General features: G+C 32.0%; 23 protein-coding genes. 11 read left to right on the plus strand and 12 right to left on the minus strand.

Annotated features, from left to right (window positions below; all coding sequences use genetic code 11):
• Positions 1–30: 30 nt before the first annotated feature.
• Positions 31–1779 carry an ABC transporter ATP-binding protein gene (locus tag ACFS5J_RS11600; protein ID WP_379812358.1) on the minus strand — a complete coding sequence of 583 codons (1749 nt, stop codon included), beginning with the start codon at positions 1777–1779 and terminating at the stop codon, positions 31–33.
• Positions 1780–1969: 190 nt separating this feature from the next.
• Between ACFS5J_RS11600 and ACFS5J_RS11605 the strand changes: the two genes are divergently transcribed.
• The 4 genes from ACFS5J_RS11605 (at position 1970) to yajC (ending at position 4891) form a co-directional block, all read left to right on the plus strand.
• Positions 1970–3073 (plus strand): Glu/Leu/Phe/Val dehydrogenase dimerization domain-containing protein, encoded by a 1104-nt coding sequence (locus ACFS5J_RS11605; protein WP_379812359.1) that lies wholly within the window; start codon positions 1970–1972, stop codon positions 3071–3073.
• Between the two features lie 84 nt (positions 3074–3157).
• Complete coding sequence (gene nusB, locus ACFS5J_RS11610) at positions 3158–4099, plus strand: transcription antitermination factor NusB (RefSeq protein ID WP_379812360.1); 942 nt, start codon at positions 3158–3160, stop codon at positions 4097–4099.
• Positions 4100–4135: 36 nt separating this feature from the next.
• Positions 4136–4585 carry a DUF1573 domain-containing protein gene (locus ACFS5J_RS11615; protein ID WP_379812362.1) on the plus strand — a complete coding sequence of 150 codons (450 nt, stop codon included), beginning with the start codon at positions 4136–4138 and terminating at the stop codon, positions 4583–4585.
• A 33-nt stretch (positions 4586–4618) separates the two neighbouring features.
• Positions 4619–4891 carry a preprotein translocase subunit YajC gene (yajC, locus tag ACFS5J_RS11620; protein ID WP_379812363.1) on the plus strand — a complete coding sequence of 91 codons (273 nt, stop codon included), beginning with the start codon at positions 4619–4621 and terminating at the stop codon, positions 4889–4891.
• On the opposite strand, the gene ACFS5J_RS11625 is transcribed toward yajC, so the two are convergent.
• The 3 genes from ACFS5J_RS11625 to pepT form a co-directional block, all read right to left on the minus strand.
• Positions 4892–5473 carry a YdeI/OmpD-associated family protein gene (locus ACFS5J_RS11625; RefSeq protein WP_379812365.1) on the minus strand — a complete coding sequence of 194 codons (582 nt, stop codon included), beginning with the start codon at positions 5471–5473 and terminating at the stop codon, positions 4892–4894.
• An 18-nt stretch (positions 5474–5491) separates the two neighbouring features.
• Positions 5492–6355 (minus strand): T9SS type A sorting domain-containing protein, encoded by an 864-nt coding sequence (locus ACFS5J_RS11630; RefSeq protein ID WP_379812367.1) that lies wholly within the window; start codon positions 6353–6355, stop codon positions 5492–5494.
• A gap of 232 nt (positions 6356–6587) precedes the next feature.
• Complete coding sequence (pepT, locus tag ACFS5J_RS11635; RefSeq protein ID WP_379812369.1) at positions 6588–7826, minus strand: peptidase T; 1239 nt, start codon at positions 7824–7826, stop codon at positions 6588–6590.
• Between the two features lie 125 nt (positions 7827–7951).
• On the opposite strand from pepT, the gene ACFS5J_RS11640 reads away from it, so the two are divergent.
• The 7 genes from ACFS5J_RS11640 (at position 7952) to guaB (ending at position 17766) form a co-directional block, all read left to right on the plus strand.
• A complete protein-coding gene (locus ACFS5J_RS11640; protein ID WP_379812370.1) occupies positions 7952–8968 on the plus strand; it encodes a quinone-dependent dihydroorotate dehydrogenase in 1017 nt (338 codons plus the stop codon).
• A gap of 20 nt (positions 8969–8988) precedes the next feature.
• Positions 8989–9852 carry a hydroxymethylglutaryl-CoA lyase gene (locus ACFS5J_RS11645; protein ID WP_379812372.1) on the plus strand — a complete coding sequence of 288 codons (864 nt, stop codon included), beginning with the start codon at positions 8989–8991 and terminating at the stop codon, positions 9850–9852.
• A gap of 111 nt (positions 9853–9963) precedes the next feature.
• Complete coding sequence (locus ACFS5J_RS11650) at positions 9964–11172, plus strand: DUF4856 domain-containing protein (protein WP_379812373.1); 1209 nt, start codon at positions 9964–9966, stop codon at positions 11170–11172.
• Positions 11173–11236: 64 nt separating this feature from the next.
• Positions 11237–12355 (plus strand): imelysin family protein, encoded by a 1119-nt coding sequence (locus ACFS5J_RS11655; protein WP_379812374.1) that lies wholly within the window; start codon positions 11237–11239, stop codon positions 12353–12355.
• Positions 12356–12361: 6 nt separating this feature from the next.
• Complete coding sequence (locus ACFS5J_RS11660) at positions 12362–13732, plus strand: HTTM domain-containing protein (RefSeq protein ID WP_379812517.1); 1371 nt, start codon at positions 12362–12364, stop codon at positions 13730–13732.
• Positions 13713–16157, plus strand: coding sequence for a TonB-dependent receptor domain-containing protein (locus tag ACFS5J_RS11665; protein ID WP_379812376.1), 2445 nt, complete (start codon positions 13713–13715; stop codon positions 16155–16157). The genes ACFS5J_RS11660 and ACFS5J_RS11665 overlap by 20 nt, the downstream gene beginning before the upstream one ends.
• Before the next feature lie 136 nt (positions 16158–16293).
• Complete coding sequence (guaB, locus tag ACFS5J_RS11670; protein ID WP_379812377.1) at positions 16294–17766, plus strand: IMP dehydrogenase; 1473 nt, start codon at positions 16294–16296, stop codon at positions 17764–17766.
• A 55-nt stretch (positions 17767–17821) separates the two neighbouring features.
• Here guaB and ACFS5J_RS11675 read toward each other — a convergent pair whose 3' ends face one another.
• The 8 genes from ACFS5J_RS11675 to ACFS5J_RS11710 form a co-directional block, all read right to left on the minus strand.
• On the minus strand, positions 17822–20053 hold the full coding sequence (locus ACFS5J_RS11675) for a cation:proton antiporter domain-containing protein (RefSeq protein WP_379812378.1): 2232 nt from the start codon (positions 20051–20053) through the stop codon (positions 17822–17824).
• Between the two features lie 223 nt (positions 20054–20276).
• A complete protein-coding gene (locus ACFS5J_RS11680; protein WP_379812379.1) occupies positions 20277–21035 on the minus strand; it encodes a hypothetical protein in 759 nt (252 codons plus the stop codon).
• Positions 21025–21717 (minus strand): hypothetical protein, encoded by a 693-nt coding sequence (locus tag ACFS5J_RS11685; RefSeq protein ID WP_379812380.1) that lies wholly within the window; start codon positions 21715–21717, stop codon positions 21025–21027. The genes ACFS5J_RS11680 and ACFS5J_RS11685 overlap by 11 nt, the downstream gene beginning before the upstream one ends.
• Entirely contained in the window at positions 21717–23063 is a 1347-nt protein-coding gene (gene purB / locus ACFS5J_RS11690; protein ID WP_379812381.1) for an adenylosuccinate lyase, read from the minus strand. Before purB ends, ACFS5J_RS11685 begins: the two co-directional genes overlap by 1 nt.
• Before the next feature lie 86 nt (positions 23064–23149).
• Positions 23150–23842: an SIR2 family NAD-dependent protein deacylase gene (locus ACFS5J_RS11695; protein ID WP_379812382.1), complete on the minus strand. Its 693-nt coding sequence runs from the start codon at positions 23840–23842 to the stop codon at positions 23150–23152.
• Positions 23843–23885: 43 nt separating this feature from the next.
• Positions 23886–24524 (minus strand): hypothetical protein, encoded by a 639-nt coding sequence (locus ACFS5J_RS11700; RefSeq protein ID WP_379812383.1) that lies wholly within the window; start codon positions 24522–24524, stop codon positions 23886–23888.
• A gap of 50 nt (positions 24525–24574) precedes the next feature.
• Positions 24575–25357, minus strand: coding sequence for an anti-sigma factor (locus tag ACFS5J_RS11705; protein WP_379812384.1), 783 nt, complete (start codon positions 25355–25357; stop codon positions 24575–24577).
• Positions 25350–25880 carry an RNA polymerase sigma factor gene (locus tag ACFS5J_RS11710; RefSeq protein ID WP_379812385.1) on the minus strand — a complete coding sequence of 177 codons (531 nt, stop codon included), beginning with the start codon at positions 25878–25880 and terminating at the stop codon, positions 25350–25352. The genes ACFS5J_RS11705 and ACFS5J_RS11710 overlap by 8 nt, the downstream gene beginning before the upstream one ends.
• Positions 25881–25955: the final 75 nt, after the last annotated feature.

The raw sequence follows: 25955 nt of genomic DNA on the forward strand, positions 1-25955 counted from the left end.
GTCGAAAAAAAAATATTATAATGCAATTTTTTATACAATTTCTTTTTCGGCAAGCTGTTTTAAATAGAGGTCTTTGTAGTATCCATCAGTTGCTAATAATTGATTATGAGTGCCTTGTTGGATAATTTTACCTTCGTCAAGAATGATAATTTTATTAGCATTTTTAATAGACGATATTCTATGACTTACAATTACTGTTGTTTTGCCTTTAGTGAAGTCGGTAAGGGTATTTAAGATAGCTTCTTCAGTTTCAGTATCTACCGCGCTTAAACAATCATCTAATAGTAGAACAGGAGCGTTTTTAATTAAGGCGCGTGCTATGGAAACTCTTTGTTTTTGTCCGCCGGATAACGTTATGCCCCTTTCGCCAAGTACTGTATCGTATTTTTTCGAAAAAGCTTCAATATTTTCATGTACTACTGCTTTTTTAGCGGCGTCAATTACTTCTTCATCTGTAGCGTCTTCTTTACCAAACTTAATATTATTTTTTATAGAATCTGAGAATAAGAACGCGTCTTGAGGGACTACGCCTATATTGTTTCTTAAATCATTAAGATTGATTTCCTTTACTGGGGTGTTATCAATAAATACAGTTCCCTCCGTAGTATCATACATACGACTAATGAGGTTCAAAATGGTTGATTTACCGGAGCCTGTTTTTCCTAAAATCGCAAGTGTTTCACCTGGGGTTAATTCAAAATTGATATGCTTTAAGGCGGTTATATTTGTATCATCATACGTAAAACTTACATTTTTAAATTCTATTTTCCCTTTTATATCAGTATGTGTTGTTACGGTATTTTGAATTTCAGGTTCTACTTTTAAAAATTCATTTATCCTTTTTTGTGATGCTTCTGCTTCTTGAACCAATGATGAAACCCAACCTAAGGAGGCAACAGGCCATGTTAACATATTAATGTATAAAATGAACTGTGCAATAACTCCGATATCGGGTATACTGCCATTAATATACATGGTTCCCCCCACATAAATCACAACTAAGTTGCTTAAACCAATCAATAAAATCATTAGTGGGCCAAAAAGCGCATTGGTTTTGGCTAAGCTCATTGCTTTTTCGTTACTTTCTTGTGTAAGATTGTAAAATTCATCTTGCTTTTTACCTTCAATGGCGTATGCTTTTATAACGCGTATTCCTGAAAAAATTTCTTGTGTAAAAGAGGATAGCGTTGAAAGGTTTTGTTGAAATATGCCACTTTTAATGTGAATTTGTGAACTAATCTTAAATACACCGTATGATAAAAGCGGAAGGGGTAATAATGAGAAAAACGTTAATTTGGGTGAAATTAAAGCCATTTGTATAATTACTACTACAAATACAATTAATGTATTAATTGAATACATTACTGAAGGACCAACATACATTCGTACTTTACTTACATCTTCACTAATGCGACTCATTAAATCACCGGTTCGGTTTTGTTTGTAGAAGTTTTGTGTTAAAATTTGGTAGTGATTGTAGATTTCATTTTTTAAATCAAATTCAATGTGTCGTGACATTACAATCAAAGTTTGGCGCATCAAAAAAGTTAAAAAGCCACCTATTAATGCTGCGGCCACAGTAAGTAAAAAGTTGTCAACTAGAATTTTATAAGCAGTTTCTTTAGTAATTCCGCTATTCTCGATAGCTCGCAAAGAGTCGCCAAAGAATTTTGGGACATATAATTTAAATATTTGAGCCGCAATGGTAATAATGATGCCTAGTAAAAAGCGATATTTATATTTTATAAAATATTTGTTTAAATATTGTAATTCTTTCATTTAAAATAATGATAAATGTTGATGTTGTGTTAAAAAAACTTAATATGTTGATGAATTTGTATCAAAAATATTTCAAAAGTAGTAAGTTATTAATTATCAAATTATTAAAATAAATATAAAATTTTGAATAATTTTAATTTTATGCGTAATATTGCGTTCAATTTTTGAATAATTTACAAGATATAATTACATGACAACAGATTTATTAAAAGCAAACGAACTTCATAAAGTTGACCCTGTATTCGGACAACTTTCATTTGATGGTCATGAACAAGTTGTTTTTTGCCATGACAAAGATACAGGTTTAAAAGCAATAATAGGTATTCATAACACAGTTTTAGGTCCAGCTTTGGGTGGAACAAGAATGTGGAAATATACAAACGAGTGGGAAGCTTTAAATGACGTATTGCGTTTATCACGTGGTATGACTTTTAAAAATTCTATCTCTGGATTAAATTTAGGTGGTGGTAAAGCAGTTATCATCGGTGATGCTAAAACGGAGAAGACTCCTGAGTTAATGACTAGATTTGGTCAGTTTGTAGATTCTTTATCTGGAAAATATATTACAGCAGAAGATGTTGGAATGGAAACTAAAGATATGGATATTGTAAGCGAAGTTACGAAGCACGTAGCGGGTATTTCAGTAGAAAAAGGAGGTTCTGGTAACCCATCTCCAGTAACAGCTTACGGTGTTTTTATGGGAATGAAAGCTGCTGCCAAATACAAATTCGGTTCTGATAATTTAGAAGGAAAAAGAGTTTTAGTTCAAGGTATTGGTCACGTAGGTGAAGTTTTGGTGAAACACTTGGCAGAAAGTGGAGCACTTGTTACAGTTACAGATATCAATGAAGAGAGAACACATCAAGTAGCTGCAAAATATGGTGCTAAAGTATTTGCTGGTGGAGATTTATATGGTGCAGATGTTGATATTTATGCTCCTTGTGCTTTAGGTGCTACAATTAATGATGATACTATCAATAACATTAAAGCTTCAATTATTGCAGGTGCTGCAAATAACCAATTGGCAAATGAAGCAGTACACGGTAAATTATTAAAAGAAAGAGGTATTTTATATGCTCCTGATTTCTTAATTAATGCTGGTGGTGTTATCAATGTGTACTCTGAATTAGTGAAATGGACTAATGCTCAGGTTATGGAAAAAACAGAGAATATCTATAATACTGCACTTGAGATTTTCGATTTTGCTGATAAAAACAGTATTACAACGCATCAAGCAGCTTTGTCAATTGCGCAAAAACGTATTGACGATAGAAAAAATGAGTTACAGAAATAAGCAATATTTAAATAATGTTGTATTTTTGCAAAGCGAAAGAATTATTCTTTCGCTTTCTTAATTTTTAAAAGTTCTTATAATAGTATGTTAAACAGAAGACATATTCGAGTAAAAGTGATGCAAAGTATTTATGCTATGCACCAACATCAATCTGATAGCCTTGAAAAAGAGGAGAAGTTTTTATTTCAAAGTATTGAAAATATGCAAGATTTGTATTTTTTAATGCTTGATGCTCTGGTTGAAATAAAAAACAAAGAAGAAGAATACATAGAATTATCTTCAAAGAAATATTTAGCTACTAAAGAAGAACGCAATCCCAATAAACGATTTGTTGAAAATTGTGTTTTAGCTTCATTGGCAAATAGTGAAACTTTAAATGCGGCTTTAGATGAGCGTAACATTAACAATTGGAAAAAGAATGATGATATCATTTTATGTCTAATTGATGCTATTAAAGAAAGTAATATTTATAAAAAATATTTAAGTAAGCCTTCAACAACTTTTGAAGAGGATAAATATTTTATTGCTGATATCTTTTCTGAAGTAATTGCGCCTAATGAAAGATTGTATGATTATTTAGAGGAGCATAAGTTAACGTGGTTAGATGATGTTCCTGCTGTAAATACGTTGATTTTAAAACAGATCAAGCAATTAAAAAGTGCAGATGACGCTTTTGTTTTATCAAAATTATATAAAGATCAAGACGATAAAGAATTTGTGAAAACTTTATTCAGAAGAACAGTTTTAAACGAATCGGAGTTGTCTAAAGAATATATCGATAAAACACCAAATTGGGATGCAGAACGAATTGCAGAATTGGATACCATAATATTAAAAATGGCAATTTGCGAATTGTTGAAGTTTCCGTCAATACCGGTAAAAGTAACTATTAATGAGTATTTAGAGATTGCAAAAGAATACTCTACACCGAAGAGTAGTATTTTTATCAACGGTATATTGGACAACCTTGTTAAAGACTTTCAAAAAGAAAATAAATTGCAAAAAGCCGGTAGAGGACTTTTGTAAAATAATAACTATTTAACCTCAAAAAAAACAAAAACTATGTTAAAAAAAGCGTTAAGTTTAGTTGCAGTTTCTGGTTTATTTTTAGCGACAGCTTGTAAAGAAAATGCAGCTCCAAAGATTACTGAGCAAGATATGAAAGTAGTAGCGGAAGAAGCTGTAATGGCTTCAAAAATGCCAAAAGTACAATTGAATAAAATGGAGCATGATTTCGGTACAATTACTGAAGGAGCTGTAGTTGAAACAGAATTTATGGTAACTAATTTAGGAGAATCAGATTTGATTATTTCTAATGCTTCTGCATCATGTGGTTGTACAGTACCTGATTATCCAAAACAACCTTTAAAACCAGGAGAAACTGCTCCAATTAAAGTATCGTTTAATTCTGCAGGTAAATCAGGAATGCAAAACAAAACCGTTACTTTGACAACAAATACAGAAAATGGTAAAGAAACCTTTTCAATCAAAGCAAATATTGAAAAAAAATAAGAAGTATTTCTTATAATTTAAAATTATACAAAAATGAGTGCAACTCTTGCAATACAGTTATTGCTAATGATAGCAATATTCTACTTTTTAATGATTCTTCCTCAGCAAAAAAGAGCTAAGAAAGAGAAAGCTTTTGAAGCAGCATTAAAAGTAGGAGATAAGGTGATAACTAAATCGGGTATTCACGGTAAAATCGCTGAATTATCAGAAACGACTGTAGTTATTGAAACTATGGCAGGTAAAATTAAAATGGAAAAATCGGCTATTTCTTCTGAAATGACAATTAAGGCAAACGAGAAGAAATAATTACGTTTTACGATATTTATCATTTAAACCGGTGTTCGAAAGAATCATCGGTTTTATTTTTTCCAAACGTGATAGTTTGGTTTTATCTTGTTTTGCAGATTCAATGTATTCTAAGAATTCACGTTGTTTGTAAGCGGTAAATTGATTGAAAGCTTTTTTTAATTCGGTATCTTCTTCTAGTGCAGAATTTAAAGTGTTAGATATAATAGTTTCTTTCTTTTCGGGTTGTAGTGTTAAGCCTTTTTCTTCTATATTTATTGCTTCATAAATGTATGCCAGTATGGTTTTTTCATCAATTTCTTCTTTGGATTGAAAACGCATTTGGCGTAGTGCTTTTGTTGTGCCTTCCTGAGCGTTAATCAAAAGTTTTTTTTCATCTTTTAAAAATACACCGTTAAAAAACCAAATTCCAAAATAGGATTTAAAGCCACCTACACCTAAGATGTTTTTGTTGTTGAATGTATAAATTGTACCGCCCCATTTAGTAGTTTCTACCAATGTAGTCTTTTTTATAATGGCATGAAGAATATCTAATTCCTCATGCCATTGATTGGTTTTATTCCAGTTATTTTTATCAGACATTTCTAATCTATTTAAAAACTACTGTTTGATAAATTTACGAGTTGTAGTTTTGTTGCCAGCGGTTATTTGTGCAATATAAACACCGTTTGGTAGTTCAGCAAGTGAAAGTGATACATTTTTTGTATTGAAGTTGTTCTTTTTTACAGATTGTCCTAACAAATTGTAAACTTCAATGGTGTCAATGTTGTTATTTGAATTACTTACTTCTAAGTTTTTGTCTTTGTTATTGTATTTTATGACTGAAATATCATTATTAAAGCTATTAGCACTAAGTGTGCTAGTTACATCAATTTCAAATACCATTAAGTGACCAGCATTATTTGTTTGATTGGCATGTAAAGCTAAGTGATAATCTCCTGAAGTTGTTGGTGTGAATGGAGTATTTGAATGATAAGCTTGTGATAGTAAGTCATTACCCGTATTGCTGTATAATGTTCCATTCATTGTAATGTTATCATAGCTTGCAATTAATGTTTTATTAGCTGTTGAGTTTTGCGTGTCAATTAGGTACAAGTCGAATCGTTGATTACTTACCACTCCACCCAAGCCCACAGTATTATAGGTTATGTCAATAGTATACGCCGTACCGGCTGTAAAAGAAAGTTTTGGTGTAAACAACCAATCATTTTTTGAGGTTACTCCAACAGAATTAGGGGAAATCATTGCAACATGATCGTCAGTGCCATCTTGATTGGTGTCGATAGCACTATTAATTGCCCAAACCGGATTAGTATTATCTGTGTTTTCTGTCGCCCAACATGCAGGGAATGTAGTTTGCGCTTGAAAGTTTTCACTAAATGGAATTGTTAATGCAGTGGTACAATTTTGCCCAAATCCAATTAGAGAGGTTAGTAATAAGAATAATTGTGTAGTTTTTTTCATGTTTTAAGGTTTTTTAGTTTGTATATGTAGTAAAAATATTAAAATATTAAAGATTACTTATTTTTTAAATTCACTAAAGGTTAACAATTGATTTCTGTTTTGTCTTTTTTATAGCATAAGGTGTTTAATTTTAACAATATATGTGTATATGTTGAATTTATAACACTTGGTTGTACGCAATAAAAAAAGGAGGAAATCAATTTCCTCCTTTTTTTATTAATGTTGAAAAGTATTATTTTTTTGCTGTAAGTTCTGCAATTTTTACAATAACTTCTGTTGCCTTTACCATGCTTTCAACAGGAACATACTCGTATTTTCCGTGGAAGTTATGACCACCTGCAAAAATATTAGGGCAAGGTAAACCTTTATATGATAATTGCGACCCATCAGTTCCACCTCTAATAGGTTTAATAATAGGAGTGATGCCTAATTCTTTCATTGCTTGTTCTGCAATGTCAACAATATGAAAAACTGGTTCTACTTTTTCACGCATGTTGTAATACTGATCTTTTACTTCGGCAATACAAATGTCTTCACCGAATTGTTTTGCATACTGTTGGTTGATTTTATCTGCAATGGTATGAATTAAAGCTTTTCTAGCTTCAAATAATGATCTATCGTGATCACGGATGATTAACTGTAATACTGTTTCTTCTAAGCTACCATCTAAATGGTGTACGTGGAAAAATCCTTCGTAACCAGTTGTTTTTTCAGGTACTTCATTTGCTGGTAATGCCGAAATGAATTCGTTAGCTAGAAGCATTGAGTTAATCATTTTTCCTTTTGCGTAACCTGGGTGTACACTTTTTCCTTTGAAAATGATTTTTGCTCCAGCAGCATTAAAGTTTTCATATTCTAATTCACCAATTTGACTTCCATCCATAGTGTATGCATAATCGCATCCAAATTTTTCCACGTCAAATTTATGAGCACCACGTCCAATTTCTTCATCAGGTGTAAATCCAACTCTTATTTTTCCGTGTTTGATTTCTGGATGTTTGATTAAGTATTCCATTGCCGACATAATTTCTGTAATACCAGCTTTGTCATCAGCACCTAATAAAGTTGTGCCGTCTGTCGTGATTAAAGTTTGCCCTTTGTATAAAAGTAAATCTTCAAAATAACTTGGTGATAAAACAATATTTTGCGCAGCATTTAAAACAATATCTCCACCATCATAATTTTCTACAATCTGAGGGTTTACGTTGGCTCCAGTAAAATCAGGTGTAGTATCGAAATGCGCAACAAATCCGATTGTTGGAACTTCATGCTCAACATTACTTGGTAGAGTAGCCATGATGTAAGCATTTTCGTCAATGGTAACATCTTGCATTCCCATAGCTTTAAGTTCTTCAACTAACTTGTTTGCTAAGTCCCATTGTTTAGCTGTACTAGGTGTTGTATTTGAATTTGGATCCGATTCGGTATCTATTGTAACGTAGCTTATAAAGCGATCGATAATGTGTTGCATAACGGTAATTTAAAATTTAGGCAAATATACTATTTCTAAAGAAAAGGTTTCATAGGAAAATCTTAAAACTTAATGTGTAATTGTGAGCACGATTTCTTATTTTTGCACCATTCAAGAGAATTACTATGTACAAACTATTCATCCGTTCTATACTTTTTCAATTTGACCCAGAAAAAGTGCATTATTTTACCTTTTCTTTAATTCGTTTTTTAAATAAAATTGGTTTTTCAGTCATTTTTAAAGCTTTGTATGAAGTTAAAGATAAACGTTTGGAACGTGAAGTTTTTGGATTGAAATTCAAGAATCCAGTTGGATTGGCAGCAGGTTTTGATAAAGATGCTAAATTGTACAAAGAGCTTTCAAATCTTGGTTTCGGTTTTGTAGAAATCGGGACACTAACACCTAAAGGACAAGAAGGGAATCCTAAAAAGCGTCTTTTTCGTTTGAAAGAAGATTCAGCTATTATAAACCGTATGGGCTTCAACAACGGTGGCGTTTTAGAAGCTGTAGAGCGTTTGAAAAAGAACAATGGAGTACTTATAGGTGGTAATATAGGTAAAAATAAGGTTACCCCAAATGAAGAAGCGGTAAACGATTATACGATTTGCTTCGAAGCTTTGTTTCCGCACGTTGATTATTTTGTAGTGAATGTAAGTTCTCCGAATACACCTAACCTTAGAGAACTACAAGATAAAAAACCATTAACTGAATTGTTACAAACACTTCAAGATTTAAATACTACCAAATCGGTTCATAAGCCAATTTTATTAAAAATTGCTCCTGATTTAACGGATGATCAGTTGTTGGATATTATTGATATTGTAAAGGATACTAAGATTGCAGGTGTTATTGCAACCAATACTACGATTTCAAGAGATGGGCTTCAATCTGCAAATAAAAACGAAATGGGAGGTTTGTCTGGAAAACCACTTACTAAGCGTTCTACAGAAGTAATTCGATTCCTTTCTGAGAAAAGTAATAACGCATTCCCTATTATTGGTGTAGGTGGAATTCATTCTGCAGACGATGCTTTAGAGAAATTAGAAGCAGGTGCAAGTCTTGTGCAATTGTATACAGGTTTTATTTATGAGGGACCTCAATTGATTAAAGACATCAACAAAAAGATTTTGGAAAAGCGCTAAAATTCTTATCTTTGGAAGCTATGAGCCAAGTCAAAATTATCGAATGTCCCAGAGATGCCATGCAAGGCATAAAGGACTTTATACCTACAGAAAAGAAAGTACAATACATTCAATCGTTATTACGGGTAGGTTTCGATACCATAGATTTTGGTAGTTTTGTATCGCCAAAGGCAATTCCTCAAATGCAAGATACTGCTGAAGTATTGGCTCAACTTGATTTGTCAAAAACAGATAGTAAGCTTTTGGCTATTATTGCCAACACAAAAGGTGCTGAATTAGCTTCAATACATAAAGAAATTCAATATTTAGGTTTCCCATTTTCAATTTCTGAAAATTTTCAAATGCGTAATACGCATAAAACTATTGCAGAATCAATTGTTACTTTAAATGAAATTTTAGAAATTGCAGATAAGTCAAATAAAGAAGTAGTAACCTATATTTCAATGGGCTTTGGTAACCCATATGGTGATCCATGGAATGTTGAAATAGTAGGAGAGTGGACAGAAAAGTTAGCCAATATGGGAGTGAAAATCTTATCACTTTCAGATACGGTCGGCAGTTCTACACCAGAAGTTATCGATTATTTGTTTTCAAATTTGATTCCAAAATATTCACATATTGAATTTGGAGCACATCTGCATACGACTCCAGATTCTTGGTTTGAAAAAGTTGATGCTGCTTACAAAGCAGGTTGTAAACGCTTCGATGGTGCTATTAAAGGTTTTGGGGGGTGTCCAATGGCAAAAGATGATTTAACAGGAAATATGCCTACTGAGAAGATGTTATCTTATTTTACCTCTAATAAAATTGACACAAATTGTCATCCCATTAGCTTTGAAAGTGCTTATAATGAGGCTTTAAAGGTTTTCAATAATTATCATTAAAAGTACTTTTTTTATTTTTATTTAAAATAAATCCAAATAAGTTTTGTTTTTTATTGTTACATTTTTATTTTTGCAACTCAAATTATTTATATTAAATCTAAATAAATTAATATGCGTTTCAAAAATGTAATTTTACCTTCTTTAGCAGTAGTAGCTTTATCTTTTGTTTCATGTTCTGATGATGACAATAATACTGTTAACGATACTGTATTAGTTATTCCTGCTACTTATGAGTTCAACAGAAACGATCTTTCTACAGTGGACTATAGTGGACAATCAAGCCGTTTGTTGATGTTACAAGAAATGGGTAATTATATTAAAACTAACGGGACAGATGGAAGTATAGTTGATGCAAGTGTTTTAGTAAACATGTATGCTAACACAAACAATCCATTTTCAACTACTGAATTAAACGAATCAGGAAAACAATTACGTGATAAAACTGCAGCTTCTAGAGATTACTTTGTAAACTTAGGAGGTGGAGGTTCTACTTTGGAACAAACTCAAGTTCGTGCTTTTTTTGCATCTCAATTTGATGATGCTAATGCAGCGAGTCAAGGAAATGATGCTGCTGCAAATGTTGCAGGTAAATATTTAGACGGTACTTCAACGCGTTTATTCGCAGCAAATGGATTAGAGCCACAACAAGTTTTATTAAAAGGAATGATGGGAGCTTGTTTTATGGATCAAATTGTAAACAATTATTTAAGTACAGCTGTACTTGATGAAGGTTCTAATAGAGATGATAATACAAACAAAGTATTAGTATCAGGAAAGAATTATACTGAGATGGAGCACAAATGGGATGAGGCTTATGGCTATATCTATGGTGCTGGTGGTGGAAAATATTGGGACAGTTATATCAATCAAGTGGATGCAGATGTTGATTTTAATACTGTTGCTGATGATATTGAATTGGCTTTCAGAAAAGGTAGAGCGGCTATTGTAGCGAATGATTATGAAGTGAGAGACCAACAAATTGAAATCATCAAAAGTAAGTTGGCTATTGTACCTGCAGTTAGAGCGGTTTATTATTTAATAGAAGGAAAAGCAAAATTAGTAACGGATAGTGGAGCAAAAGCATTTCATGCACTTTCAGAAGCTTACGGATTTATTATGGCTTTGCGTTATACGAATAATCCTTCAACAGATATGCCATATATGACTAAATCAGAAGTTGATGTGCTATTAGCTGAATTAACTGCTGGAACAAATGGACTATGGGACGTTGATTATTTAAATGCCAATTTGGATGGTTGGGCAGACGAAATTGCAACTCGTTTTGGATTTACTGTAGCTCAAGCAGCAACTGTAAACTAATATAATTAAAGATGGCTTGAGTAATCAAGCTATTTTTTTGTTTAATTTTGCAAAAAATAATAGAATGAAAAAGTTATTTCTTTTTTTGAGTGTTTTAGGTGTTTTTATAGCTTGTTCAAGTGATAGTGATTCGAATACTGTAGGCAGTGGCGATAATTACGATAGAACAGCAATGCTTACAAACTGGGCTGATAATTTAATCATTCCACGATATGTTGACTATCAATCAAAAGTTGAAGCTTTAAATACTGCTGCAAATGATTTTGCAACAACTCCAGATCAAGTAAATTTAGAGAGTTTAAGAACAGCATGGGAGCAAGCTTATAAGGCTTACCAATATGTTGGAATGTTTGGTATTGGAAAAGCGGAGGAAATAAATTTTGTAAGTTGTACCAATATGTATCCAACTAATGTTGCTGGTATTGAAACTAATATTACAAGTGGAACTTATGATTTTAGCTTATTGTCGCAATATGATAAACAAGGTTTTCCAGCACTTGATTATATGATCAATGGATTAGCAACTACAGATAGCACAATTTTAGCGTTTTATACGACGAATGTAAATGCAACTAATTATAAGCAATATCTAACGGATTTAACGGCTCGTTTAAAAATTAATATTGATGCAATTATTACAGATTGGAACGGAAATTACAGAATTGCATTTATAGCTAGTAACGGAAATTCTGTAAGTAGTTCAGTAAACAAATTAGTAAATGCTTTTGTAAAATATTATGAAAGAGATGTAAGAGCAGGAAAAGTAGGTATTCCAGCAGGAATCTATTCAAACGGCACTTTATATCCAGAAAAAGTTGAAGCATATTATAAAAATACTTTCTCAAAAGAATTATTGAATGAGGCTATTCAGAGTGCACAAGACTTTTTTAACGGAAAACATTTTAGTAGTACAGCAGAAGGACCAAGTTTAAAATCGTATTTAGATTATTTGAATACAGTGCGTAACGGTCAAAATTTGAGTGCTATTATCAATACACAATTTGCTACAATCTATACTACAAATGCTGTGTTGAGTAATAGCTTTTCAGAGCAAGTGAATACGGATAACAATGCTATGATTGCTAGTTTTGATGCATTACAACAAAATGTAGTGTATTTCAAACTGGATATGATGCAAGCCTTAAACATTACTGTTGATTATGTAGATGCTGACGGTGATTAAGAGATGATACAAAAAACACTACATACTTATATCAATAAAACATCACAAGCCGCAACGCTAGCTTTTTTTAGGCTAGCGTTTGGTTTAATGATGTTTTTTAGTATTGTACGTTTTGTCAGTTATGGTTGGGTTGAGAAATTTTATATTTCACCTACATTTCACTTTACATATTTTGGTTTTGAATGGGTTAAACCACTTGGTAAATTTACTTATGTATTATTTGCTGTATGTGGTTTGGCTGCTCTAGCAATTGCATTTGGATATAAATACAGATTAGCAGCGATTGCCTTTTTTTTAAGTTTTACCTATATTGAGTTAATGGATAAAACGACCTATTTAAACCATTATTATTTTATCTCCATAATTGCTTTTTTACTTATTTTTTTACCTGCTAATGCTAGCTATTCCGTAGATGCTTATCAAAATGAAAAACTTCGTTTTCAAGAAGTGCCTACATGGACGATTGATATTCTAAAGTTGATGTTAGGGATTGTCTATTTTTATGCAGGATTAGCCAAATTAAATTCAGATTGGTTATTGCACGCGATGCCTTTGAAAATTTGGTTACCCAATCAATCGAACATTCCGCTAATAGGAAACCTACTTCACGAAAGTATTGTGCAATATGCTTTCAGTTGGATAGGAGCCATTTACGATTTATGTATCCCTTTTTTACTGTTGAATAAAAAGACCCGAAAGTTTGGCTTCTTATTGGTAGTTGCTTTTCATATCTTAACCAAGATTCTATTTCCTATCGGAGTTTTTCCATATGTGATGATTGTAAGTTCTTTAATCTTTTTTGATGCATCTTTTCATACTAAAGTTTTGAATAAAATAGGGAAGTTGTTTAAAATGCAATCAGGTGTTTTTCAAAATAACAATGTTTTTAAGGATAAATTATCCCAACCTGTTACGCAAATTAAATTGGTATTTTTAGCACTCTTTGTACTTTTCCAATTGACGTTCCCTTTTCGTTATTTAGCTTATCCCGGAGAGTTGTTTTGGACAGAAGAAGGATTTCGTTTTTCATGGCGCGTAATGTTGATGGAAAAAGCGGGTTATACGCAATTTTATGTTACAGATGCTAAAACTCAAAAAAGAAAATTTGTAGATAATAGTCGTTTTTTGACACCATTTCAAGAAAAACAAATGGCTTTTCAGCCCGATTTTATATTGGAATATGCCCATTATCTTCATGAATATTATAAAAAAACTGGTGTTGTAGACCCTATAGTTACCGTAGACTGTTATGTTGCTCTAAACGGAAGATTGAGTACACGATATATTGATCCAACAGTGGATTTAGCAAAAGAAAAAGAATCATTCCAGCACAAAACCTGGATATTACCATTTAACGATGAAATCAAAGGCTTTTAAAATTTTATTTTTTTTATTTTTTTCAATTGTAGCTTTCGCGCAAAATAACATCAAAGGAATAGTAACAGATTCCCAAGGCAGAGCATTAGCAGATGTTGAAATCTATAATAAAACCAATAGTTCTTTTTTTAAAACGAATACTAAAGGACAATTTGTTATTACTGGTGTTGATAGTGGGACTAATGAATTGGTGTTTTTTGCACCCGACTTCGTAATTGAAGAACGAACTATTGATTTTAAAACGTATAAAAGCGATTTAATCATCATTTTAAAGGAACTAGAAACTTCACTTTCTGAAGTAGTTGTGTATAAACAAAAGGAAAAGTTATTTGCATTAAACAAACTTAAAGATATTGAAGAAACGGCTATTTACGCAGGTAAGAAAACAGAAGTTATTGCGATTGAAAACCTAACTGCGAATAAAGCAACTAATAATGCTCGTCAAATTTTTGGACAAGTTGCGGGATTAACGATTAATGAAAATAGTGATGCCGGTTTGCAGTTATCTATTGGAGGAAGAGGTTTAAACCCAAATCGTACTTCAAATTTCAATACCCGTCAAAATGGTTATGACATCAGTGCTGATGTTTTAGGTTATCCAGAAAGTTACTATGCTACACCAACAGAGGCTTTGGAAGAAATTCAAATTGTTCGTGGAGCTGCGTCGCTACAATATGGAACACAATTTGGTGGACTGATTAATTTTAAAATAAAAAGTCCTTCAACAAAACCATTTGAAGTGGTTACGCGTAGCACAGTAGGTTCTTATAATTTGTTTACCAATTTTACGAGTTTGAGTGGAACCAATGGAAAATTCAGTCACTATTCTTTTTACAATTATAAAAAAGGCGATGGTTTTAGACCCAATTCAGAATTCGATTCCAAAACTTTTTTTACTAATTTAAATTATAAGTTTACCAAAAACACGTCACTTCATTTTGATTATACACATTTCGGATATTTGGCTAAACAGCCAGGAGGTTTAACGGATTATATGTTTTTACAAGATCCAACACAGAGTAATAGAGAGCGTAATTGGTTCAAGATTAATTGGAATTTATTTGCATTACGATTCAAACATCACTTTGAGCATGATGCTGATTTCTCTTTGCAATTATTCGGTTTAGACGCTTATCGTTATGCTTTGGGTTACCGATCAAATAGAGTTTCAAATCCAGATACTCCGGGAACGGCTCGAGATTTGATTAAAGGTGATTTTGTCAATTGGGGAGCAGAAGCTCGTTATTTAAAGAAGTATAATTTATTTGGAAAAAAGAGTGCCTTTTTAATCGGAGGTAAATATTATCAAGCTGAGAATACCGGATTACAAGGTCCTGGTTCGTCTGGTAGTGACGCAAATTTTGATTTAGCAACTGGTGAATTTCCTTTCTATGGTAATCAATCGGATTATAAATATCCAAACTTAAATTTTGCATTATTTGCAGAGAATATTTTCCAACTGACTAACAATTTTTCGGTTACACCTGGAATACGATTTGAGAACATTCAAACCAAAGCAGAAGGGTATTACCGCAATATCAATTTAGGTTTAAATGGGGATGTTCTATTGGATGAAACTTTTGATGAAAATGTAACCAAAAATCGTCAGTTTGTATTGGTTGGTTTAGGGTTAAGTTACAAATTTGATAATGGAATGGAGTTGTATGGGAATATTTCTCAAAATTACCGTTCGGTTACGTTTAGTGATATACGTACAGCAAATCCAAGCGCAGCTATTGATGAAAACATTACCGATGAGTTTGGATTCACTTCAGATATTGGTATTAGAGGAAAAATACGCGATATTGTATCATTAGATGCGAGTGCTTATGCCTTGTATTACAATGATAAAATTGGTGAATATTTAATTCAAAAACCAAATACGGCTCAATTGGTTCGTTATCGCAGTAATGTGGGAACGGGAATTACCTATGGTGTAGAATCAATATTCGATGTGAATTTTGCTAAAATATTCTTTAGAGCCAATGAAAATATTATTTGGAAAGCTTTTGCTAATATTGCTGTAACAGAATCAGAATATTTAAAGTCCGACCAGCCAAATATAAAAGGTAATAAAGTAGAATTTGTTCCCCTATATAATACAAAATATGGTACTCAAGTAGGGTATAAGAATACGATGTTGAGCTTTCAATACATGGCAGTAGCGAAACAGTTTACAAACGCTGAGAATAGTCCTATTGATATAAATGATAACACTTACGGTATATATGGTGAAATTCCGGCTTATGATGTTTTTGATTTGTCTTTCTCGCAAAAGATTGGCAAACATTTAAAACTAGAAGCAGGAATAAATAATGTATTTGACAATTCGTATTTTACGCGTAGAGCAACGGGTTATCCAGGACCTGGTATTATTCCATCTGAACCACGTGTTTATTATGCAACGATAGAATTTAAATTTTAGTTTTTTTACTATTTAAATAATGTAAAACCTAATTTCGTTATCGAGTTAGGTTTTTTTGTTAAAAATAGTATTTCTAAATTGTTTAATTTGACAACTTTTCGTTATCTTTGCATGCAATTTAACTTCAAATTGCAACATGAAAGCACACGCAAATAAAATCATCGGAGAAGGACTTACTTATGATGATGTTCTTTTGGTTCCAAATTATTCTCAAGTACTTCCTAGAGAGGTAAGTATCAAAACAAAATTTTCTAGAAATATAACGTTAAACGTACCAATTGTATCGGCGGCAATGGATACAGTTTCTGAAAGTGCAATGGCTATTGCTATGGCGCAAGAAGGAGGAATCAGTGTTTTGCATAAAAATATGTCAATCGAGCGTCAAGCGGCTGAAGTACGTAAAGTGAAACGTGCAGAATCAGGAATGATTATAGATCCTGTAACGTTGACATTAACTGCTACAGTAGGTGATGCTAAAAGAGCAATGAAAGAACACAGCATAGGAGGGATTCCTGTTGTTGATGATAACATGGTGTTAAAAGGGATAGTTACCAACCGTGATTTACGTTTTGAAAAACAAAACAACAGATCAATCGTTGAAGTAATGACTGCCGAAAACCTAGTAACGGCTAAGGTAGGTACTACTTTAGAGCAAGCAGAAGAAATATTACAAGAACATAAAATTGAAAAATTACCTGTAGTTTCAGAAGACAATAAATTAGCAGGTTTAATTACTTTCAGAGATATTACAAAGTTAACGCAAAAGCCAAATGCTAATAAAGATCAGTTTGGTCGTTTGCGAGTAGCAGCCGCTTTAGGTGTTACTGCAGATGCAGTTGAAAGAGCTACAGCTTTAGTTAACGCAGGCGTTGATGCTGTTATTATCGATACGGCTCACGGTCATACAAAAGGGGTTGTTGATGTCTTAAAAGCGGTTAAAGCTGCTTTCCCAGATTTAGATGTAGTTGTTGGAAATATTGCTACTCCAGAGGCTGCTCAATATTTAGTTGAGAATGGGGCTGATGGTGTTAAAGTAGGAATAGGCCCAGGTTCTATTTGTACTACACGTGTAGTAGCAGGTGTTGGTTTCCCTCAGTTTTCTGCTGTTATGGAAGTTGCTGCAGCTATTAAAGGGAGTGGTGTGCCAGTTATCGCTGATGGTGGTATCCGTTACACAGGAGATATCCCAAAAGCTATTGCTGCAGGTGCGGATAGTGTAATGTTAGGTTCACTATTAGCAGGAACAAAAGAATCTCCAGGAGAAACTATCATTTTTGAAGGAAGAAAATTCAAATCATATAGAGGTATGGGATCTGTTGAAGCAATGCAAGAAGGTTCAAAAGATCGTTATTTCCAAGATGTTGAAGATGACGTTAAAAAATTAGTTCCAGAAGGAATTGTAGGGCGTGTACCATACAAAGGAGAATTAAACGAAAGCATGCAACAATTTGTAGGTGGTTTACGTGCCGGTATGGGATACTGTGGTGCAAAAGACATTCCTACATTGCAAGAAGTAGGACGTTTTGTTCGTATTACGACAAGTGGAATTGGTGAAAGTCACCCACATAACGTAACAATTACAAAAGAAGCGCCTAATTATTCAAGATAATAAAGGATTCAAAGAATAGAAAAAGCCGAAGTGATTAACTTCGGCTTTTTTGTAACTATTGTTCTAAAAAAGATCTAATTTTCTTTTTATCACCAACTATCCATATAATATCATTTTTACTGAGTATCAAGTTGGATTCGGGGTTTAGTATTCTTCTACCGTTATGCTCAACGCCAACTACTAATCCGTTTGTTTTTTCGCGTATACCTGACTCTTTTATGGTTTTACCAACACAGTCGTTATCAATTAATTCAAATTGTTGTAATGTAATTTCAGATTCGTCCTCTTCAATTTTAATTTTATGAACTTCTAAATAGTTTGTAAATTCTTTTACTTGTTCATCAGTACCAATTACATTGATTTCATCATTTGGATATAGTTTTTCGTCTTTCGATGGAACACATATATTTAATCCACCCCGTTTGATAAAAGCTATATTTACACCTATTGTTTCTCTAATTCTTAGTTCTTCTAGTGTTTTGCCTGCAAAATCGGATTCTGCTGAGATTGTAAATCCCGCCATGTGACCATCCCAAGGCGATAAATTATTACGGTTGATTTTTTTAAAAGTATTTTCCCTTTGATTGTAATTGGTGATAAAACGATTTTCAATTTTCTGATATAGTTTATTAATTCTTTTTGGAAAAAGCGTCATTATAAAGACTGAAATTACAAATGCCAACAATGCTATACTAGGAGAAAATAAATTGTTTAGCATCATACCAATAAATAATAGGGCAATAGCAATTCTGAGTAGTATCAAAACTATAACAGGGCCATAATATTTTTTATTTTTTAAAAGTTCTTTTACATCGTTTGTTGCTACTCTTTTTAATGAAAGCGCCCATAAAAAAGGAGCTAAAACTATAAATGTGATGATTGCAGTTAGAATATTTCCATAAGGAATATCTTCCATTATAGGCAATAATAAATGCTTGGAAAGTAAAATAATTGCGAATATGATAATGGAGAATAATGCGACTTGAATAATGTAAGCTCGTATAACTTTTTGCCAAGTACTGACTGTTTTTATGGCTTGCGTATTCGCACTGTAGAGTTCTATTTTTTTTATCCATTTTTTGGGTAGCTTGCTTTCAATAATTTCTGCTGTAGGCGTAGCAAATTTTATCATGAAAGGTGTCGTAAAAGTCGTAACTGCTGATACTGCTACAACTATTGGATACAGAAAATCACTGGTAACATTTAATGAGGCACCTAGTGTTGCTATGATGAATGAGAATTCACCAATTTGAGACAAACTCATACCGGTTTGTATCGATTCTTTTAACGGTTGTCCCGAAAGTAGTGTCCCAATTGTGGAGCTAATAGATTGTCCGAAAATAGTTAGCAACGTTAATAACATTACCGGAAAAGCATATTCGACTAATGTGTTCGGGTTGATAAGCATTCCTACCGATACAAAGAAAATGGCGCCAAATAAATCTTTTACGGGTTTCACCAAATGTTCAATGTGTTCCGCCTCATTGGTCTCTGCAATAATAGATCCCATAATAAAGGCACCTAATGCAGGAGAGAAGCCTACATTTGCAGCAAAAATCACCATTGTTAAACACAAGGCTAACGAAATGATTAGTAACATCTCATCTGAAAGTAGTTGTTTTAGTTTTTTAAGTAAGGTAGGTATAAAGAAAATCCCTGAGATGAACCAAATGGATAAAAAGAAGAATAATTTAAGTAATGATAGCAATAATTTCGTTCCTGAAAATTGCTGACTTACTGCTATTGTAGACAGTAAAACCATCATTAAAATGGCTACGATGTCTTGTACAATTAAAGCTCCAATAACGTTACCTGCAAACTTTTGGCTTTTTACACCCAATTCATCAAATGCTTTTAAAATAATAGTGGTAGAAGAAATGGATAGAATAACACCTAAAAAGATACTGTTTATGTTTTCCCATCCCATAAATCTTCCGGCATAATAGCCGAGAAAAACCATGGCGAATATTTGGGTTAATGCGGTAACAGAAGCTGTTCCACCCACTTTGAGTAGCTTTTTAAAACTGAATTCTAGTCCTAAACTAAAAAGTAAAATTATTACACCTATTTCAGCCCAAACTTCAATGCTATGATGATCTTTAACAGTTGGAAAAAAATGAAAATTAGTACTCGCCAAAAAGCCTGCAACCAAGTAACCCAATACCAAAGGTTGTTTTAATTTACGAAATACTACTACTGCAATTGCTGCAGTTACAAGTATTAAACCTAAATCGGTTATTAAATCGGGTAGGTGAACGGTACTGCTCGTAAATAAGGAGAATGGCATTGATTTTAGTTTTGTTAAATTTAACAATTCACCAACTTACTGTGTAATGCTTTTACAAAATATTAACAAGTTTTTAAAGGTATTTATCGATTGTAAAGCCGATTCATTTTCAAAGCCTTTTCTATTTGATATTTTGTTTTTTCTGATGTGGTGTAAGTGTATAAAAAAAAAATCCATTAGGATTAGCTAATGGATTTTTGATTTAAGAAATTTATTTCTCTTTTCAGTTTTTATTTTTTGAATCAATTAGATTGATTAGTTTTTCTAATGAATTTTTAATTTCTGCAGTATTTGTCTTTTTTAAAAACAATTCAGACTTTCTTTTTAAGTTATTAAAATCCGAGTTAGGGTATTCATTTACAAGCATTGAGAAGTACTTGTCAATTCTTTCAGCTAATTGTTTTTTTCCAATATCGCTGTAGGAATTCTCATTGTTAATTTCATCTAAATGTAAAATGTAATTATTTATTAGAGTATTTATATTTGAATCTAAAATATCTTTAATTTTTTTAGAATTAGGGTCTTCTGTACGATTTATTATTTCTTCGTTACCAATTTTAAAATAATGAAGTTGTAATTCTAGACCAAAATTATTTACTGCAATATGTTCATTTTCATAGATGTATTTATCTTTTCTATCTAAATCACTATATCGATTATTTATATTTCTCCAAGTTTCAAAAAACTTTTCCCCAACTTCACTTTTGTATTTCAAACCTAATTCATTATCAAGTAAAATTACTTTGAAATTTTCTGTATCAAGTATTTTATTTAAAATAGGAGCTGTTTCTACATTATTAAAAGTTGGTAATTCTTCATCATCTTTATAGTTGTACATGATTTCATTGACTGCATTTTCAAAATCTTCTACTGTCCAATATCTTTTTTCTATTGGTGGGAAATTATGAGATTTTGAATTACAATTTGTAAATAAGATTGCCAATAAAATTAGAGTAGTAGTATTTAAGATTTTATTTATCATAAAATTTAATCTTTGAATCTTCATATTTATTTAAACTTTTTAATGTGCTGTCTACAATCTTTTCATATTTTTTTTGCTCTTTAAGTACATAACTATGAAAAGTATCGTAATCGTATTTTTCTTGAAATCTGTTTTCTAAAATAATATTTTTTGAAATAATTTCTTCAATTAATTTTTTATCAAAAGCTTTCTTCTGAATTATTTCTTTTCGAATTTTTCTAGCAAAAATTTCAGTTATTTTAAAATGATAAATTTCATGATTTAATAATTCGCTACTCTTTGCCTCTTTGTCATAAACAAAAGATCTTGAAGGATGAAAATGAGCATCAATATTAATGCTTTCCTTAGTGATTTCATAGTCTATAGAAGTGAAGACATAAGCAAAATACTTACTCCCATAAAGTTCTTTTTTAAAAAATTCAAAACCTTTGAATTTTTTAAATGTTATTTGATTTACTTCTTTATATGGTATTGGTTTTTCATAATCAATAAAATTGATATAATTCAAGATAAATAAAAAAACCAATACCAATAAAGATATAAATAGATTAATTTTTAAAACTTTTCCAAAACTTACTTTTTGTATTACAATTTTTTTAAGGTTTACTAAAATTGTAAAAATTATGATTAACAAATAAATTGTTCCTAAAATTAAAAAAGTAAACTTTTCAGTTTTATTCATTAAATTCCTAAATAATTACTTGGTGTAATTTGTTTCAATTCGTTTTTAATGTCATCATTTACATTTAACGTTTCAATGAAAGCATGAATTGATGTTTGGTTGATAACCGAATTTGTTCTGGTTAAATCTTTCAATGCTTCGTAAGGGTTTGGATAGCCTTCACGACGTAAGATTGTTTGAATGGCTTCTGCAACTACCGCCCAGTTTTTCTCTAAATCTTCTGCAAATTTAGCTTCGTTCAATAACAATTTGTTCAACCCTTTTAAAGTCGCTTCAAATGCAATAATAGTATGACCAAATGGTACCCCAACATTACGTAAAACAGTACTATCGGTTAAGTCACGTTGTAATCTTGAAATTGGTAATTTAGCAGATAGATGTTCGAAAATAGCATTTGCAATTCCTAAATTTCCTTCACTATTTTCAAAATCAATTGGGTTTACTTTATGCGGCATAGCTGAAGATCCAATTTCTCCTGCTTTGATTTTTTGTTTGAAATAATCCATTGAAACGTACGTCCAAATATCTCTATCCAAATCAATTAAAATGGTATTGATTCGCTTTAAAGCATCAAAAAATGCAGCAAAGTGATCGTAATGCTCAATTTGAGTTGTAGGGAATGAATGGTGTAAACCTAAAATATCTTCTACAAATTTTGTTCCAAATGCTTTCCAATCGTTGTTGGGATACGCTACTTTGTGTGCATTATAGTTTCCAGTTGCACCACCAAATTTAGCAGCAAAAGGAACGTTAAACAACAAACGCATTTGTTCTTCCAAACGCTCAACAAAAACTTGAATTTCTTTTCCTAAACGAGTAGGAGAAGCTGGTTGCCCGTGTGTACGTGCCAACATTGGTACATCAGCCCATTCGATACTTAATTCTTTTAATTTTTGAATTACCGAAATTAAAGAAGGCATGTAAACATTTTCAAATGCTTCTTTAGTTGATAATGGAATGGCTGTGTTGTTGATATCTTGTGAGGTTAATCCAAAGTGGATAAACTCTTTATACGTTTCCAATCCTAAAGCATCGAATTTACTTTTAATAAAATATTCAACAGCTTTAACATCGTGATTGGTTGTTTTCTCCGTTTCTTTAATCCAAAGTGCATCTTCTGTAGAAAAATTTTCATACAGCCCTCTTAAAGCAGGAAATACCGATTGGTCCACACCCGAAAGTTGTGGTACTGGTAATTCGCAAAGTGCAATAAAATATTCAACTTCAATTAAAACACGATATTTAATTAAGGCTTCCTCTGAAAAATATGGTGCTAAATTTTGAGTTTTACTTCTGTATCGACCGTCTATAGGCGAAATTGCATTTAATTCTGTTAAGTTTTGCATTGTGATGTTGTTTTTCTGAAGTAGAAAAAATTATTAAAGATTTTACTTCAAATTTTAAAGGGGCAAATATACGGATAAGTTAGAATTTAAAAGTTAGAATTTAGAAGTTTTTCTTTCAATTGCTGCATTCCTTCAACCGCACTTAATGAAATTACTTCCAAGGGATTGGGTAAATCATAAATCGTTGCTGGTTTGGGATCGATATAGAAAACAGGAACGTTTGAATTAACATAATTTATCAAACCTGCCGCTGGGTATACTTGTAAGGAAGTACCAATAATTAACAGTATATCTGCAGTCTCAATAATTTCAATAGCCGTTTCAATAGCCGGAACATCCTCACCAAACCATACAATGTGTGGACGGAGTTGAACACCATGCTTATCAGTATCACCAAGGTTTAAATCGGTTTTCCAATCCAGTATTTCATTTTTAGTTGTAATGCTTCTTACTTTCAATAATTCACCGTGTAAGTGTAACACATTTTTACTACCGCCTCTTTCATGTAAATCATCTACATTTTGGGTGATAATTTCAACATGAAAATGTTGTTCTAAATTAGCAAGTATTTGATGGGCTTCATTTGGATGTACTTCTAAAAGTTGTGCTCTACGTTTGTTATAAAAATCCAAAACAAGTTCGGGGTTGTTATTCCAGCCGATAGGTGAAGCTACTTCCATAATATCATGACCTTCCCATAAACCATCAGCATCGCGAAAAGTTTTAATACCGCTTTCGGCACTTATTCCCGCACCCGTAATAACTACTAGTTTTTTCAAGTTAATTGATTTAAATATAGTTTCGTTCAATAAGGTTACATTGTTAATCTTCAAATTCTAAAGAACTATCAGCTTTTATGTTATTTTTTTTATTTCTCAACAAACCAATCATTTGACCTATTCCAATTCCAAAATAAATTCTGTCTTTGTTTATTTGTGTCATTGGAGATATCGTTAATCCATAAAATCTACTAAAAGGAAATTCAATTTTTGGATTTATTATCAAACTAATAGTATTATGTTTTTCATAATTCCAATTATAGTTTTCTACTAAAAAGCTATTTTCATTTCTTTCCCAATTTACGGGTTCTCTAATAATTGTATAACCTAAACCAACTGAAGTGTTTAGTCGAATCGTGCCAGCTTTATTAATTTTACAAATCTTACCAAATCCAAGTTGATAGTTTTCTAAATAGTCATATGGGTTTTCAAAACCAAAAAATAAAGCACCTATTAATCCCGAAGTATAGTCTTTGGGTTGTGTTTTAGGTTTTCTCAGGTTTCCAGTATATCCAAATTTGAACGAATATTTTTCTTTATAAACATAATTTAAATTAAAATCAATTCCAATATAATTGCCTATGTTCAATTCTCCGGTATAATAAACTGCATTGTTTTCTTCAAATTGGGCAATCGAAAAATTGGAAGAAAACATTAATAATATTATTATAATTTTTCTCATGAAAACAATGACAGTTTTTAAGCAATTTGGATAATATGGTTTATTTTAAATTAAACTTTTCCTAAGGTATAAAGTTGTTCTAGCGTAGGGCTAACACTACCACCAGCAGGCTCTAGTGTAATTCCAAAAGCTTCAGCTCCTTCCGCTTTTTCAACTTTGAATACTTTTGTATTACTAGCTGTAAAGTCGTTTAATAAACCAATGCTTTGCGGTGTTAAAGGATCAAGTTTTAAACCCCAAACTTGGTATACTTTTCCTTCGGGTGGAGATGGTAATCCCGAAGCGTCTATATAAACTTCTTGGGTTTCTTTGTTGTAATAAGCCTTTGCGTATGCTGTTGGTGCTACTTCTTGCCCGGCAAGTGCAACTTGTATGTTGTTGTTGTCACGTACAATTGCTAAAATATTTTCAGCCTCTTGCTTTTTAAGTTCCAAATCAACGATAGCCTCTTGCATAACTACTTTTTCGGTAGCCAATTGGTCAATTGTAGCATTGGATTGGTTCAATTGATACAACTGGAAACCGAATCCTACAACCAATACGGCTGCGGCTGCCCATCCCGTATAAGTTGACCATGAGGTGCGACGGTTAATAGGTATTGCATTATTTTTAGCTAATATTTTGGCTCTTATTTTTTCATAGTTGGTTGCCGATAAATGTGGGGCAACACTTTGTGAAAGGTTGATAACAGCATTTTCAATAGCTAAAATTTCTGCTTGTATTTCGGGATTTTGTTTCGCTAATGCAGCAATTTCCTGATTTTCTTTTTCAGAAAGTTTTCCAAATACATAAAGTTCTAATGTACCGGAATCGATTAATTCTCTACTATTCATTTATCATCATTCTTAATTCATTCATGCAATTTCTATTTTGTGTCTTCACGGTACCTAATGGTATTTCGAGTTCATCTGATGCTTCTTGTTGAGTATACCCTTGGAAAAATAGTAACTCAATGATTTGAATACATTTTGGCTTTAATTTTTTTATAAAGCGTTTTATACCTATTGCATCAATTCTGTTCATGGTTTTGGAATTGTCTTCTAGCATATATACGAAATTATCGCTAGAAAGGTTTTTCTGACTGTTATTGAAGCCTTTAGAACGCAATCTGTCGATAGTGGTATTGCGCGCTATGTTTAGCATCCAAGTATACAATCGTCCTTTCGATTCGTTATAACTATCAATATTATTCCAAATTTTAACAAAAACTTCTTGAAGGACATCTTCAGCTTCTTCACGATTACGAATTAAATTATAAATGACACCATAAAGATTTTTTGAATAGTTGTCGTAGAGTAAGGTAAACGAATTGTTATTCTTTAGCAGTAATTCTTTTACTAATAGTTCTTGTTCCATAGATTATAAAGTTATCGCTAATGTAAGAAAAAAAAACTTTTTTCAATTTTTTTAAATCCAAAATTTACTTCTTCT

This window comes from Flavobacterium chuncheonense (assembly GCF_042686145.1).
Taxonomy (GTDB): Bacteria; Bacteroidota; Bacteroidia; order Flavobacteriales; family Flavobacteriaceae; genus Flavobacterium; species Flavobacterium chuncheonense.

Bases quoted from the DNA above. Each gene is read 5' to 3' on its own strand.
- ACFS5J_RS11645 (WP_379812372.1), top strand. From the start codon at position 8,989: ATGAGCCAAGTCAAAATTATCGAATGTCCCAGAGATGCCATGCAAGGC.
- ACFS5J_RS11710 (WP_379812385.1), bottom strand. From the start codon at position 25,880: ATGGAACAAGAACTATTAGTAAAAGAATTACTGCTAAAGAATAACAAT.
- yajC (WP_379812363.1), top strand. From the start codon at position 4,619: ATGAGTGCAACTCTTGCAATACAGTTATTGCTAATGATAGCAATATTC.
- ACFS5J_RS11700 (WP_379812383.1), bottom strand. From the start codon at position 24,524: ATGAGAAAAATTATAATAATATTATTAATGTTTTCTTCCAATTTTTCG.
- ACFS5J_RS11665 (WP_379812376.1), top strand. From the start codon at position 13,713: ATGAAATCAAAGGCTTTTAAAATTTTATTTTTTTTATTTTTTTCAATT.
- ACFS5J_RS11655 (WP_379812374.1), top strand. From the start codon at position 11,237: ATGAAAAAGTTATTTCTTTTTTTGAGTGTTTTAGGTGTTTTTATAGCT.
- ACFS5J_RS11625 (WP_379812365.1), bottom strand. From the start codon at position 5,473: ATGTCTGATAAAAATAACTGGAATAAAACCAATCAATGGCATGAGGAA.
- ACFS5J_RS11630 (WP_379812367.1), bottom strand. From the start codon at position 6,355: ATGAAAAAAACTACACAATTATTCTTATTACTAACCTCTCTAATTGGA.
- ACFS5J_RS11680 (WP_379812379.1), bottom strand. From the start codon at position 21,035: ATGATAAATAAAATCTTAAATACTACTACTCTAATTTTATTGGCAATC.
- pepT (WP_379812369.1), bottom strand. From the start codon at position 7,826: ATGCAACACATTATCGATCGCTTTATAAGCTACGTTACAATAGATACC.
- ACFS5J_RS11605 (WP_379812359.1), top strand. From the start codon at position 1,970: ATGACAACAGATTTATTAAAAGCAAACGAACTTCATAAAGTTGACCCT.
- ACFS5J_RS11675 (WP_379812378.1), bottom strand. From the start codon at position 20,053: ATGCCATTCTCCTTATTTACGAGCAGTACCGTTCACCTACCCGATTTA.
- nusB (WP_379812360.1), top strand. From the start codon at position 3,158: ATGTTAAACAGAAGACATATTCGAGTAAAAGTGATGCAAAGTATTTAT.
- ACFS5J_RS11650 (WP_379812373.1), top strand. From the start codon at position 9,964: ATGCGTTTCAAAAATGTAATTTTACCTTCTTTAGCAGTAGTAGCTTTA.
- ACFS5J_RS11705 (WP_379812384.1), bottom strand. From the start codon at position 25,357: ATGAATAGTAGAGAATTAATCGATTCCGGTACATTAGAACTTTATGTA.
- ACFS5J_RS11685 (WP_379812380.1), bottom strand. From the start codon at position 21,717: ATGAATAAAACTGAAAAGTTTACTTTTTTAATTTTAGGAACAATTTAT.
- ACFS5J_RS11640 (WP_379812370.1), top strand. From the start codon at position 7,952: ATGTACAAACTATTCATCCGTTCTATACTTTTTCAATTTGACCCAGAA.
- ACFS5J_RS11600 (WP_379812358.1), bottom strand. From the start codon at position 1,779: ATGAAAGAATTACAATATTTAAACAAATATTTTATAAAATATAAATAT.
- purB (WP_379812381.1), bottom strand. From the start codon at position 23,063: ATGCAAAACTTAACAGAATTAAATGCAATTTCGCCTATAGACGGTCGA.
- guaB (WP_379812377.1), top strand. From the start codon at position 16,294: ATGAAAGCACACGCAAATAAAATCATCGGAGAAGGACTTACTTATGAT.
- ACFS5J_RS11615 (WP_379812362.1), top strand. From the start codon at position 4,136: ATGTTAAAAAAAGCGTTAAGTTTAGTTGCAGTTTCTGGTTTATTTTTA.